The 13,335-nt window shown below is 46.5% G+C and carries 10 protein-coding genes; 6 read left to right on the top strand and 4 right to left on the bottom strand.

Annotated features, from left to right (window positions below):
- Positions 1-65: 65 nt before the first annotated feature.
- From pepB to mrcB, 3 genes are all read left to right on the top strand, one after another.
- Positions 66-1,358 (top strand): aminopeptidase PepB, encoded by a 1,293-nt coding sequence (gene pepB, locus A28LD_RS06495; protein WP_007420278.1) that lies wholly within the window; start codon positions 66-68, stop codon positions 1,356-1,358.
- 92 nt (positions 1,359-1,450) lie between these two features.
- Positions 1,451-4,090 (top strand): ATP-dependent helicase HrpB, encoded by a 2,640-nt coding sequence (hrpB, locus tag A28LD_RS06490; RefSeq protein ID WP_007420277.1) that lies wholly within the window; start codon positions 1,451-1,453, stop codon positions 4,088-4,090.
- Between the two features lie 26 nt (positions 4,091-4,116).
- Positions 4,117-6,450, top strand: a complete 2,334-nt coding sequence (gene mrcB, locus A28LD_RS06485) for a penicillin-binding protein 1B (protein ID WP_007420276.1) — start codon at positions 4,117-4,119, stop codon at positions 6,448-6,450.
- A gap of 19 nt (positions 6,451-6,469) precedes the next feature.
- Here the strand turns inward: mrcB and A28LD_RS06480 are convergent, their stop codons facing one another.
- From A28LD_RS06480 to hemJ, 4 genes are all read right to left on the bottom strand, one after another.
- A complete protein-coding gene (locus A28LD_RS06480; RefSeq protein WP_007420275.1) occupies positions 6,470-8,164 on the bottom strand; it encodes an NAD-dependent malic enzyme in 1,695 nt (564 codons plus the stop codon).
- A gap of 143 nt (positions 8,165-8,307) precedes the next feature.
- On the bottom strand, positions 8,308-9,588 hold the full coding sequence (gene hemL / locus A28LD_RS06475; RefSeq protein WP_007420274.1) for a glutamate-1-semialdehyde 2,1-aminomutase: 1,281 nt from the start codon (positions 9,586-9,588) through the stop codon (positions 8,308-8,310).
- 11 nt (positions 9,589-9,599) lie between these two features.
- Positions 9,600-10,613 carry an aspartate carbamoyltransferase gene (locus tag A28LD_RS06470; protein WP_040487125.1) on the bottom strand — a complete coding sequence of 338 codons (1,014 nt, stop codon included), beginning with the start codon at positions 10,611-10,613 and terminating at the stop codon, positions 9,600-9,602.
- 86 nt (positions 10,614-10,699) lie between these two features.
- The gene (gene hemJ, locus A28LD_RS06465) at positions 10,700-11,137 is read right to left on the bottom strand and encodes a protoporphyrinogen oxidase HemJ (protein ID WP_007420272.1); all 438 of its coding nucleotides are present in this window, start codon (positions 11,135-11,137) and stop codon (positions 10,700-10,702) included.
- Between the two features lie 159 nt (positions 11,138-11,296).
- Here hemJ and A28LD_RS06460 point away from each other — a divergent pair, with 159 nt between their 5' ends.
- The 3 genes from A28LD_RS06460 to A28LD_RS06450 all read left to right on the top strand — a co-directional run bounded on the left by A28LD_RS06460 (position 11,297) and on the right by A28LD_RS06450 (position 13,189).
- Positions 11,297-12,046, top strand: coding sequence for a DUF6776 family protein (locus A28LD_RS06460; protein ID WP_007420271.1), 750 nt, complete (start codon positions 11,297-11,299; stop codon positions 12,044-12,046).
- Between the two features lie 93 nt (positions 12,047-12,139).
- Complete coding sequence (gene erpA, locus A28LD_RS06455) at positions 12,140-12,487, top strand: iron-sulfur cluster insertion protein ErpA (protein WP_007420270.1); 348 nt, start codon at positions 12,140-12,142, stop codon at positions 12,485-12,487.
- A 246-nt stretch (positions 12,488-12,733) separates the two neighbouring features.
- Positions 12,734-13,189, top strand: coding sequence for a DUF3718 domain-containing protein (locus A28LD_RS06450; RefSeq protein WP_007420269.1), 456 nt, complete (start codon positions 12,734-12,736; stop codon positions 13,187-13,189).
- Positions 13,190-13,335: the final 146 nt, after the last annotated feature.

The raw sequence follows: 13,335 nt of genomic DNA, 5'->3' as shown, positions 1-13,335 counted from the left end.
GATGTAACCTGATACCCGAATCCCTCAATTTCCAAAAGATGGCAACATACGCGGAGAACATTATTATGTCTAGTGCAGTACAAGTTCATTTAACTAAAACCCCAGCCCCAGAAAATTACCGGGGCAACAGCCGCTGCTATCTTACCGATACCGGTATGCATATTGTATTACAAGGTGAAGAAGAATTATTACTGCGTAGCATTCAGCAAGCAGGGCGTAAACTTGATCAGTTAGGTATCAACGCCATTGCACCTAGCGGCGATGGTTGGAGCGTTGATCGGCAATGGGCTTTAGCACAAGGTTTCACCGATACGCAGAACACCAACCACGTTGAGTTTTTAGAAGCGGATAAGCCGCAATTGCAAGCTATTACCGATGCTGTGCGTTGGAGCCGTGAACTAGTTAACTTACCATCTTCGGAAATTTACCCTGAAGAATTGAGCGAACGTGTTGTAGAGAAATTGGCTCAGGCTGGCGGTAAGCACATTAAATACCGCATGATAGTAGGTGATGATTTGTTGCAAGAGGGCCGTTTCGGTATTCACACGGTTGGCCGCGCGAGTGTACGTAAGCCTGTGCTGTTGGAGCTTGATTACAATCCAACGGGCGACCCTGAAGCGCCGATTGATTTTGCCCTTATTGGCAAAGGAATCACCTTCGATACTGGTGGCTACAGCATAAAGAGCAATGAAGGCATGGTTGCCATGAAGTGCGATATGGGTGGCGCAGCAACCGTTTCAGCGGCACTACTATTGGCCATCAAGAATGGTTTAAATAAGCGTGTGCAGTTACTACTTTGTTGTGCTGAAAATATGATTGATGGTACAGCCTATAAAAACGGCGATATTATTACATACAAGAATGGTGTTTCTGTTGAAATTGTAAACACGGATGCCGAAGGCCGTTTAGTGTTGGCTGATGGTTTATTGCGTGCAGGCGAATTGGGCGCTAAGAAAATTATTGATGCCGCAACGTTAACGGGTGCTGCACAAGTAGCGGTAGGCACGGAATACAATGCGCTATTTAGTGTTGATGAACAGTTTGCTGATTTTGCCTTGCAGGCAGCAAAAGCTGAAGCTGAACCACTCTGGCGCTTACCTTTAACACCTTGGCACCAAGAAAATTGCCCTTCGGCTTTTGCCGATACTGCAAATAGTAAACCTATAAAAGGTGGTGGTGCTGGTGGTGCAAGTAACGCTGCTGGTTTCTTGTTGCGCTTTGCGCCGAATAAAGGTGCAGGTTGGTTGCACTTTGATTTGGCAGCAGCCTATCACAGCAATGCAAATGGCTTGTGGGCTGCTGGCGCTACCGGAATTGGTGTGCGCAATATCGCGCGCATTCTTAATACCGCCGAGTAATAGTGTTTGTATGTGTTGAAAATGAGCAACTAGTGGGCAAGCTGCCAGCTAGTTGCTTTTTATCTATCTTCTGCATTTGAAAGTAGCGGTACATGACAACAGACACCTTACCCGTAACCGCGTTATTGCCAGCGCTTCAGCAAGCTCTAACGGAGCAGATTGTTGTTTTAGAAGCACCACCGGGTGCCGGCAAATCAACCGTTATTCCACTTACCTTGCTTACCAGCGAGCGCTACGCTTCTGCTAAACCCCACAAACTCATTATCTTAGTGCAACCACGCCGGGTGGCTGCGGTGAGCATTGCGCATTTTCTTGCGGAACAACTGAATGAACCGGTAGGAGAGCGAGTAGGGTATTGGGTGCGGGGAGAGCGTAAGAATTCTGCAAAAACCGGCTTGCTAGTGGTTACCGATGGTATGCTCACGCGAATTATTCAACAAGATCCTGAACTCAAAAATATAGCGCTGATTATTTTTGATGAGTTCCATGAGCGCAATTTACAATGTGATTTGGGCTTAGCATTGGCGCTGGAAGCGCGGGAGCTCAATGAATCGCTGCAACTTTTAGTGATGTCGGCTACTTTGCCCGCCGAAGCTTTGGCTAAGTGGCTGCGTAGCCGCGATTTAGCGGTGGCAGTGTTGAGTAGTGAAGGGCGGCAATATCCTATTCAGTTGCATTATCGGCCTCCTCGGCAAAATGTGGATTGGCAACAAGCGCTGCCTGCGGTGGTAATGGAAGCATTGAAGAGCGCGCAGCAAGGCGTATTAGTGTTCTTACCCGGCCAGCGCGAGATAAGGCGTTTACGTGCGGCGCTGCAGTTACCGCCATCAGTGCAATGTTTTGAACTCTATGGCGGCTTAACATTGAAGGAGCAACAGCGGGCACTAAAGCCATTACTCGGTAGTGACATTAAGTTAGTGTTGGCCACCAATGTGGCGGAAACCAGCTTAACTATTCCAGATATCGATGTGGTGGTGGACAGCGGCCGTGAAAGGCAGGCGAAATACTTACCGAAATACCAGTTTACTCAGCTGCAAACACGTTATATCGCCAGCGCATCGGCTACTCAGCGGGCAGGGCGTGCGGGAAGAACTGGGCCTGGCCAGTGCTTTCGATTATGGCCAGAAAGCATGAATCAAAGCTTTGCAGCTTATAGCAAGCCTGCGTTAGAAACCGAAGATTTGCGCAGCGTGGTGCTCGAAGCCGCGGCTTGGGGAAGCAGCCCTTCGGCGTTGGCTTGGTTTACGCAGCCACCTGCGGGGGCTTTAGCAGCAGCGAATGAATGGTTAACGGAAGCCAAGCTTCTCAATATTAGCTCGAACAACATAGCGTTAGAGCAAGAGATTCCGCACTTATCGCAGTTAGGGCAGCGGGTACAGGCATTGGGCACCGATGTTGAAATAGCAATGCTGCTTACTTTTGCTCAGGATAGCAACGCACTCGCTTTGTTTACGGATTATTTATTTGCTGAAAATATTGACCTGCGAGCCCAAGAAAGCGAGCAAAAAGCGCAAAATATCCAGAACAAAATACGAGAAGCAGCGGCGTTAATCGCTGCTCATCAAGAGGCTCATGAGCATCGCGTGGCAGGTGAGTTAACCGATGTAATAAGCTATTGGCTGGCGCGGCCAGCGGAATTTAAGCAAAGCCACCGGCGTTTGCAGCATTGGTGCCAGCGCCTAGAAATAGCATTACCAATGCAAGTTCCAGATACCGATATTCTTGGCTTATTGCTCTTGCTGGCAATGCCTATGCGGTTAGCTAAAGGCGCGAGTAATAATTCCCGCTATCAAATGGCAACAGGTGTGGCTATGCAGCTGGCGGTAACCGAACACCATTCAGCTGGAAAAGGGCAATGGTTGATAGTAAATCAGGTTAGTTTGCAGGAAGAGCGAGCGGAAGGCATTATTTGGCAAGCCTTAGCTCTACCTAAACGAGTTTTAGAGTTCTGGATAGAAAAACGTGTTGAAGCCCGAGAGGGCTCTCAGTGGGTGGGTGCGCAAGGCCGATTACAGTTAGTAGAGCAACGCCGTTTGGGAGCTTTGATATTCTCAGAGCGAGTATCACCAAACGAAGTTTCCGAACAGCAACACGTAGCCGCCATGTTGGCTGTGCTTCGAGAACGTGGCCAATTGTTGTTTACTGAAAATACTATGAACAATAAGCTCGAGCAATGGCTAACACGAGTGCAACTTGCGGCTGATTTGCTTGGCTTTCCGGTGCAAGCATGGCAGCCAGAACAATTATTAGAACGTATGCCGGATTGGGCGGCGCACGATGTAAAACAATTTAAAACCCGGCAACAAGCATTGCAATGGAACCCGTTGTCGGCTTTGAAGCAATATTTTGCCATGCAAACAGAGTATCGTGGTGAAACGCAATTAGCCGAGCTATTACCGGTAGAATGGGAAGCACCAAGTGGGCGAACGCATACTATTGAGTATCGTAGTGATGGCACTGCCATTGTGGCATTAAAATTACAGGAAGTGTTTGGTACACCCGCATCGCCCAAAGTTGCGCAAGGCCGAATTACCCTGAGCTTTGATTTGCTCTCACCTGCGGGTAGGCCGTTGCATAAGACTAGTGATTTAGCCTCGTTTTGGCAAAATGGTTATGTGCATGTTCGTAAAGAGATGCGCGGGCGATATCCAAAACATCCATGGCCTGATGATCCAGTGAATGCAAAAGCTACGCATTTAACCAAGCGAGCTTTAGGGCGACATAGCGATTAATTATTAGCGTACGAAGTGGGAATTTAATGGCCAAGAAGCAGCAGAAAAAAAGCAAGCAAGTAGGAATAAAATCCCAGAAAAACCCTTGGCTGCAACGGTTTTTTGCTTTGCTGTGGAAACTCGCCTTTCTCGGTGTAGTAGCTACTGCTTTTTATCTTATTTACCTTGATTCTATGTTGACCAAGCGTTTTTCCGACGCGCGCTACGAAGCTCCGGCATTGCTATACAGCAGGGCGCTATTGTTAGATAGCAATGAACTAATCACGCGGGAACAAATTATTCGGGAATTTCGTGCTCTCGATTATCGCGAAAGCCGTTATGCTCGAAACCCAGGTGAATTTCAACAGCAGGGCAATGATATTCTGCTGTTTCGCCGTGCGTTTAACTTCCCCGACCAATTCGAGCCCGGTATTCGTGCACGTTTGCGCTTTGACCAAAGCCACCGTTTGGTAGGCATTGAAAGTTGGCCAGAGCAAACATCAATCAGCCATCTTCGATTAGAGCCACAACTCATTGGCCGCTTTGCTTCTGATAACAACGAAGATCGCTTATTAGTTGGGCTTGAGCAGATTCCGGTTTTGATGCAACAAACGCTGTTGTTGGTAGAAGATCAAGATTTCTATCATCACTATGGTGTGAAACCTTCGGCTATTGCCCGAGCGGCGATGGCTAATTTAGCGGCAGGGCGAACTGTTCAGGGTGGCAGTACAATCACCCAGCAGTTAGTTAAGAATATGTATTTAAGCCGCGCACAAACCATTTCTCGCAAGGTGAACGAAGCGTTAATGGCGTTAGTGCTCGATTTCCGCTTTAGTAAAGATGAAATTCTCGAAGCCTATTTTAACGAGGTGTTTTATGGCCAAGATGGTGGCCATGCAATACACGGTGTGGGATTAGCCAGCCGCTATTTTTATGGAAAATCGCCGGAAGATTTAACGCCGGCTGAAATTGCAATGCTGGTAGGAATGGTAAAAGGCCCCTCGTTATATAACCCTTATCGAAATCCAGAAACGGCGGCGGATCGCCGTGATTTGGTGCTTCGTTTAATGTACAGCGATGATTTAATAAACCAACCGCAATATTTGGCAGCTCTAGAGGCGCCGGTAGTAACGCGTGCGAGTAATCGGCTAGTAGCGAGAGCGCGGCCTGATTACGTGGATTATGTGCAGCGTGAATTACGTGAGCTGGTGCCGGGAAAAGCATGGCAAGAAACAGGATTACGGGTATTTACTTATTTTGATCCGTGGTTGCAAAGTGTTACCGAAAAAGCAGTTATGGATCGTATGGAATTGTTGCCTGATTTAGAGGTGCAAGCTGCAGCTATAGTTACCGATTATCGCGCGGGTACGATACGTGCGCTCGTTGGCGGCCGAATGCCTGTGCAAGGTGGCTTTAATAGAGCATTTCAGGCTCGGCGGCCGATAGGTTCGCTCATGAAACCGTTTGTATACGCGCTGGCGCTAGAAGATGAAAACCAGTTTTCACTTGCCTCAATTCTTATTGATGAAGAATTGAGTGTTCGTGATGAACGCGGGCGCGAATGGCAACCGAGTAATTTTGATAATGAATTTAAAGGGCGTGTTTCTCTTTATCAAAGCTGGATAGATTCACGCAATATTCCCGCAGTTCAAACGGCGTTGGCGATAACACCAGCGAAAATACGTGATCGGCTTTATGCTATGGGAGCTACTGGCGCTATCCACGCATACCCTTCATTGGCGTTAGGCACTATTAATTTAAGCCCAGTGCAAGTAAGTGAGTTGTATGGCTACTTGGCCAATAACGGAAACGGTTACCGGTTAAGCGCAATTGCTGGAGTAACCACCCACCGCGGTGATTTGGTTTACCTTGATGAACGTAAACCGCGAGCAGGCTTTCGCCCAGAAGCTGCCTATTTGGCACGTTATGCTTCTTATGGCGTAGTTGAGCATGGCACCGGGCGAGCGCTGGGCCAGCATATTAACGCTCCTGTTGGTGGAAAAACCGGCTCCACTAATGAGTTGCGCGATAGTTGGTTTGTTTCATTTGATGATCGCCATGTTCTAACGGTTTGGCTTGGCCGAGATGATAATCAACCTATAGGGTTAACTGGCAGCCGCGGTGCTTTACCACTGGCTACTAATTTTTGGCAGAGCATACTAATAGCACCTTTAAATTTAAGCTTTCCAGCTGCTGTAGGGATGCGTTCTTGGGATAGCGAAACGGGCCTGCCGGTTGGGGATAATTGCCCAGATACAATGCAAATGCCAGGTATTATCGGCGGTGTTGAGGTAGCAGATTGCCAGCCAGAAAAGAATGAAGAAAACGAAGATGAGCCGCCACAGAGTTGGTGGCGGCGGATTTTTTCAAATGATGATTAGCGAAGTGGGCGCTGAGTAATTAAATACTTACTCGTTTATAATCGCGATAATCAGCTTTCCAGTAGTTACCGGTAATTCGTTGTTCTAACATTTCATCGGTAATTTCCAAAGCATGGCCTTGTTCTTGCGCCACCTTACCTACAGCAAAGGCGATACGTTTGCTTAACGCTGAAATCTCGGTAATAGCCGGCAATAGGTGGGCAGAAGCGCCGTTTGCTAGCGGCGATGCGTCGGCGAGTGTGCGGCAGGCAGCCATGAGCATTTCTTCGGTGATGCGGTTTGCTTTTACTGCTAATACACCTAACCCAATACCAGGAAAGATATAGCTGTTATTACACTGGGCAATTGGATAAGTTTTACCTTCATACTGCACCGGGGCAAACGGGCTGCCGGTTGCCACAATAGCTTTGCCGTGTGTCCAGCGAATAACATCTGCAGGGTTCGCTTCCACTCTACTTGAAGGGTTCGATAGCGGAAAAATGATGGGTTCTGGTGTGTATTGCTGCATGGCGTGAATAACTTGTTCAGTAAACAAACCAGGTTGGCCAGAAACACCGATTAATACCGTAGGCTGTGCACAATGCATAACATCGAGTAAAGAGGCGTATTCGCCGCTATATGTCCAATCAGCCAGCGCTTTTTGGCTTTGCGCGAGCTCTTCTTGGAAATCGCGTAAATCGCTCATGCCTTCGGTAAGCAAACCAAAACGATCTACCATGAAGATGCGCGCTTTAGCCTCCTCACGGCTTATACCCTCAGCTTGCATGTGCGAAATAATGTGCTCAGCAATACCGCAACCAGCAGAGCCAGAACCCACAAATACAATTTTTTGTTGCGAAAGCTTTTGTCCTTTCGTTTTGCAGGCTGCTAGCAAGGTTCCCGCAGTTACTGCGGCTGTGCCTTGAATATCATCGTTGAAGCAACAAACTTCATCTTGGTAGCGCTTTAAAATTGGCATAGCGGTTTGTTGGGCGAAATCTTCAAACTGAATCATGGCAGTTGGCCAGCGGCGCTTAACAGCTTGGATAAATGTATCTACGAAATCATCGTACTCTTTACCGGTAATACGTTTATGCCGAGCTCCCATATACATGGGGTCGTTCAGTAATTTCTCATTGTTGGTACCTACATCCAGCATTACGGGTAAGGTATAGGCTGGGCTAATACCACCACAGGCAGTGTATAGTGATAGCTTGCCGATAGGGATACCCATGCCGCCAATGCCCTGATCGCCTAAACCTAAGATACGTTCACCATCGGTAACTACAATTACCTTCACGTTTCGTTTGGTGGCATTGCGAAGAATATCATTCATTTGTTCGCGTTCGGCGTACGAGATAAATAAGCCACGCGAGCTGCGATAGATATCAGAAAACTTCTCACAGGCATCACCCACCGTTGGGGTGTAAATGATGGGCATCATTTCTTCAAGGTGTGAGGCAATCAAGCGATGAAACATAGTTTCGTTGTTATCTTGAATGGCACGCAAATAAATGTGTTTGTTCAGTGCAGTATCAAAACTTTGATACTGCATGTAGGCTCGGCTCACTTGCTCCTCAATGGTTTCATAACGAGGCGGAAGTAATCCGGTGAGGTTAAATGCAACACGTTCCTCGCGGCTAAAAGCACTTCCCTTATTCAGTAACGGTGTCTCGAGCAGAGACGGACCTGCGTGAGGGATATACAGTGGCTCTTGAGAACGTTTATTTTGCATAGATACTCCAATTACAACCTGAACTCGTGCTCCAGAAAAGCAGAGAAAAAAATGAACGCCCCGTCAGTGTAATCTTCCATATAGCAGCTAGACCATAAGGTTAACCTTGGGGCGTAATTTAAGTGATTAACTGTAATGCAATATTACAGTAAGTTAAATGCGTGTTCGGCAACCTGCAAGGTTTCTTCGATATCGGTTTCCGTGTGAGCCAAGCTCATAAACCCTGCTTCATAGGCGCTTGGAGCCAAATAAACACCGCGTTTCAGCATTTCATGATAGAAAGTGCGGAAGTGCTCCATGTTGCATTTAGTAGCTTGTTCGTAAGTACTCACTTTCTTAGCATCGGTAAAGAAGAAACCAAACATGCCGCCAGCTTGTGCGGTGGTGAATGGAATGCCTTTGGCATCAGCAAGTTCTTGCAAACCAGATGTTAACTCCGTTACACGGCCTGCAAGTTGTTGATATAGCGCACTTGAATTGAGCAAGTTTAACGAGGCTAAACCTGCTGCCATTGCTACCGGGTTACCCGAAAGTGTACCCGCTTGATAAACCGGGCCAACGGGTGCTATGTAATCCATAATCTCACGTTTACCACCGAAAGCACCAACTGGCATGCCACCACCGATTACTTTACCAAGGCAGGTAAGATCTGGTTTCACATTGAAGAATTCTTGAGCGCCACCACGTGAAACACGGAAGCCGGTCATTACCTCATCAAAAATAAGCACGGCACCATATTCATCGCACACTTCGCGCAGGCCCTCTAGGAAGCCTGGCTCAGGTAGAATTAAGTTCATGTTGCCAGCTACTGGTTCTACGATAATACACGCAATTTGCTCGCCTAAATCAGCAAATACTTGGCGAACTTCTTCTAGATTGTTAAAGCTCACGGTAAGTGTGTGCTTGGCAAAATCTTCGGGAATACCCGGTGAATTTGGCACGCCTAAAGTGAGTGCACCTGACCCAGCTTTTACTAATAAAGAATCAGCATGGCCGTGATAACAACCTTCAAATTTTAAAATCTTATCGCGGCCAGTGTAGCCACGCGCTAAGCGAATGGCGCTCATGGTGGCTTCGGTGCCCGAGTTCACCATGCGTACTTTTTCAATCGAGGGCACTATGGAAATTACTTTCTCAGCCATAGTGATTTCGCTGGCTGTTGGCGTACCGAAACTTAATCCACGCTCAGCTGCTTCAATCGCCGCATCACGAATTTCTGGGTGGTTATGGCCAAGAATCATGGGGCCCCATGAGCCGATATAATCAATATAGCGATTACCATCAACATCAAACAAATAAGCACCTTGGGCGCGCTCGATAAATATCGGCGTTCCACCAACGCCGTTAAACGCGCGAACGGGTGAATTTACACCACCAGGAATAGAAAGTTGGGCTTGAGCAAACAAATCTTCAGAACGGGACATGGAAAAACCTCTTAACTATTAGCTTTATCGCTGTACCAAATAACATCGGTATCATAGCGGCTCACAAGGTGTTCAACACCCAGTGTTGCGGCAAAAAGTGCCATACGAATCAGAACCCCGTTATCGGCCTGGCGAAATATCGCTAGGTTTGGGTTTTGATTCAAATCATTATCGAGCTCATTAGCTTCCGCTCGCGAATCGCGCGGCAGCGGATGCATAATTACGGTGTTGGGTTTGTAATGCTTGGTGTAAATTTCGCTGTTAAGGCGGAACCTACCGCGATATTGCTCGGCTTCATCAAGATTGGTAAAACGCTCTTGCTGAATACGCGTTTGGTAAACAATATCGGCATCCATAGAACCGGAAAGCTCGCCCACTTGGGTAACCTTGTGCCCAGCGTTTTCCAGTAAATCTACAATGTTAGTTGGCATGGCTAACTCGGGTGGTGATACCAAGGTTATTTGCACCTGCTTAAACATACACAGTAGTTTGGATAATGAATGTACGGTACGGCCGTATTTGAGATCACCTACGATGCAAAGATGCATGCCATCAATGGTGCTGCCATGGTGGGCGAGTTCTTTCTCAATGGTGTATAAATCAAGCAGTGCTTGTGTGGGGTGTTCATTTGCCCCATCACCGCCATTGATCACAGGAACCCGGCTACCCTCGGCAAATTCCGCTACGGCACCTGATTTTGGGTGGCGCATGGCTATTACATCACTGTAGCTTGATAGCACTCTTGCAGTATCGTACAGCGATTCACCTTTGGCTAACGCCGAGCTTTCCATTCCGGTGGTTTCACGCACTTCGCCACCTAATAAATTGAATGCGGTGCCAAAGCTTACCCGAGTGCGAGTAGAAGGTTCGAAAAATAAATTTCCGAGAATAGCGCCATCAAGAACACGCGTTCGTTTGCGCCTATGGGCATATGGCTCCATGAGATCAGCAATTCGAAAAACATGCTCAATCGCATCGCGGTTGAACTGGTCAACGGAAAGTATGTTTGCGCCGGTAAACTTCATCATCGTGTGCGGTTCCAACGTAATAGGTTGTTGGGGCTGTAGCATAGCAGAAAGCCAACGTTAGCGGAACGTTGGCTGTGCTTTGTTCAGGGTTTTAATACTGCCAAAATGATAATCACAAATAGAACAATAACTGGCATTTCGTTGAACCAACGAAACCAACGGCCTGAGCGCTTTACGTTATCATTGCGAAAATCTCGCACTAAGGAGAAGCAATAGATGTGATAAATTACTAATATAAATACCAATACTAGCTTGATGTGCATCCAACTGCTTATTCTTAACCAATCTAAGCCATAAATATATAGCATGCCAAAGCCGAAAATCAGTGTAAGCACCATGAAAGGGGTTACGAAATAGAGTAACCGGCGCTCCATGATTTTGAGCTGGGCGTGTACTTTTGGTTCGGTTGATTCTGCATGATATACGAACAGCCGCGGCAAGTAGAAAATGCCGGCAAACCAAGCTACCATAAAAATCAAGTGTAGTGCTTTAAACCATTGAAAAATAAGGAACTCGTTCATATTGGTGTTATCGCCTTTAGCTGTTGTCGTGCGTGCTTTTTTCGGTAATCGCTCGTTTCTAGAGCTTCGCTTACGCAAATGGCTGTATGATTAATTTCGAGTAACGTAAGATGGCTAATAATTTACCACAAGCATTGTGTAAACAGTAGGAAGTAGATAATGACAAACGGCAGTAATAGCCGCCTTGGCTCAAATTACAGGAAAACACAGCTCCTACTTTACGTGTTGTTAGCTGCGTTACTTGTAGTTGCGGGCTACTTAGTGGGAAACATTCGCCTCATACATCTTGAACAACAAAATCTACTATTGGAAAACCAGAGAGCAACACTGCATCAACGGGTAGATAGGCTAGAATACCGCATTAATATTTTGCAGGTTGAGTTAGATGTTGAAAGAGCAGCAACGCAGGCGTTACAAAATGAGTTGCGGCAAACTCAAGAAGAAAACGCGGCAAACCGCAGAGATCTGGCATTTTACCAACGTGTAATGGCGCCAGAGCTTGATGCCGATGGCATTACCATTGATTCTCTTTCAGTAACTTCATTGCCAGCCGAAAATAGCTACTATTTTCGCTTGATTTTGCTACAGATGGAGCGCATTGAACAATTAGCCCAGGGCTCGATTACGCTTACGCTGCGGGGTTTTGAGCAAGAACAACGGAAAGAATATAACCTTCTTGCTCTGGCAGGCATTGATGAAGGCGCTACGCAATTTGTGATGAGTTATTTTTCGCTTACTGAGGGCAGCTTTAACTTACCTGAAGGCTTTGCGCCAGAAACCTTGCATGTTCAGGTTCGTTCTCGGCAGGGCCGGCAAACCGAGCGCACCTACCAATGGCGGCAGTTATTTGAAACCGAAACAATATTAGACGATGCCAATCAAGGTAGTAAAGGCGGAAATGACCGGTAATTCTATTGAGAAAGCCGAGTATCATTGATCGTGCAGGCGCCATGAGCGACAATAGCAGTGTTATTTTGTGAAACCTTCTGTGGAGTATGGTTAATGAGTGCAGTAGAACAAGCGATGCCGATTGAATTTTCTGAATCTGCGGCTATCCGTGTGCGAACGTTAATCTCCGAAGAAGAAAATCCAGCCCTTAAGTTACGTGTATTCGTTACCGGCGGCGGGTGCTCTGGGTTTCAGTATGGGTTCACTTTTGATGAAAAAGTGAACCCGGGCGATATGGAAATTCAGAAAGAGGGCGTTACCCTAGTAGTAGATCCAATGAGCCTACAATATTTAGTAGGTGGTGTTGTTGATTACGAGGAAGGTTTGCAAGGAGCTCGTTTTTTCGTGAATAATCCAAACGCAACTACTACATGTGGTTGTGGCTCATCCTTTTCTGTATAAAGTTTATAATCCTCCCTGCATAGCTCTGTTGAAAATTTGTACACGCCAGCAATCCCCTCCTGCACTGGCGTTTTACTATAGATAAGGGCTTGCAGCTCAGTCATATCTCATAATCGATGTAATACAATACACTGATTTTTAACAAATTAACTACATTAAACTACTTGCGTTTTGCTTACTGAAGGGAAAAAATGGCTTCCGATTCATTCGCGATAACCAGCATTGCCAAAGATCAAAGGAAATATTATGACTCGATGGTTAATATTCATCGCAGCTTATTTCGCAAGCATTCCAAGCCATGCTGATAGTAGTGCCGATACCCTTAATTTAGATTCTTTTGGCTTTACATCAGCACCCGCTTCTCGGCCGGTTCAAAGCTTCGGTGGTGAAAGTGTTGCTAAAGAAATTTGCTACAGTATTAGCGCGGATAATCGCCGTGAATTTCAGAATATCTTAGATCGCAATGGTTTACGGATTCGCAATATGTACACTGCAATCAAATGCAATGGCTATTCACTTCTGCAATTCGCAGTAATTGCTGAAGCTACAGACACTGGCATGTTACTCACTCGTAGTTTACCGGCACGGATGATTCTTGAAGAAAATGAAAATGGCGATTCCATTCTGGAATGGGCCGAAACCACCGGATATCACAACTCTCCAATAATTCGCGCCGTTCGCGAGCGCCTTCCACAAATTTAACTCTGCATACTATTCACCCGTTATTTGCCTGATTTGGTTGCTAGGTTTTTGAAACGCACCAAATTTTGTTACAATGGGCAACTATTTTTTGTTTAGCGCTGTATTGAATTAAAGGTTACTTGAGCCATTCTGTTTGGTTGTAGCTA

The sequence above is a fragment of the Idiomarina sp. A28L genome (assembly GCF_000218785.1).
Classification (GTDB): domain Bacteria; phylum Pseudomonadota; class Gammaproteobacteria; order Enterobacterales; family Alteromonadaceae; genus Aliidiomarina.
This window is presented reverse-complemented; position numbering and strand designations above follow the sequence as displayed.

What these genes read in the sequence shown, in the direction of transcription:
- pepB (WP_007420278.1), top strand. Translation starts at nt 66, where the DNA reads ATGTCTAGTGCAGTACAAGTTCATTTAACTAAAACCCCAGCCCCAGAA.
- hrpB (WP_007420277.1), top strand. Translation starts at nt 1,451, where the DNA reads ATGACAACAGACACCTTACCCGTAACCGCGTTATTGCCAGCGCTTCAG.
- mrcB (WP_007420276.1), top strand. Translation starts at nt 4,117, where the DNA reads ATGGCCAAGAAGCAGCAGAAAAAAAGCAAGCAAGTAGGAATAAAATCC.
- A28LD_RS06480 (WP_007420275.1), bottom strand. Translation starts at nt 8,164, where the DNA reads ATGCAAAATAAACGTTCTCAAGAGCCACTGTATATCCCTCACGCAGGT.
- hemL (WP_007420274.1), bottom strand. Translation starts at nt 9,588, where the DNA reads ATGTCCCGTTCTGAAGATTTGTTTGCTCAAGCCCAACTTTCTATTCCT.
- A28LD_RS06470 (WP_040487125.1), bottom strand. Translation starts at nt 10,613, where the DNA reads ATGAAGTTTACCGGCGCAAACATACTTTCCGTTGACCAGTTCAACCGC.
- hemJ (WP_007420272.1), bottom strand. Translation starts at nt 11,137, where the DNA reads ATGAACGAGTTCCTTATTTTTCAATGGTTTAAAGCACTACACTTGATT.
- A28LD_RS06460 (WP_007420271.1), top strand. Translation starts at nt 11,297, where the DNA reads ATGACAAACGGCAGTAATAGCCGCCTTGGCTCAAATTACAGGAAAACA.
- erpA (WP_007420270.1), top strand. Translation starts at nt 12,140, where the DNA reads ATGAGTGCAGTAGAACAAGCGATGCCGATTGAATTTTCTGAATCTGCG.
- A28LD_RS06450 (WP_007420269.1), top strand. Translation starts at nt 12,734, where the DNA reads ATGACTCGATGGTTAATATTCATCGCAGCTTATTTCGCAAGCATTCCA.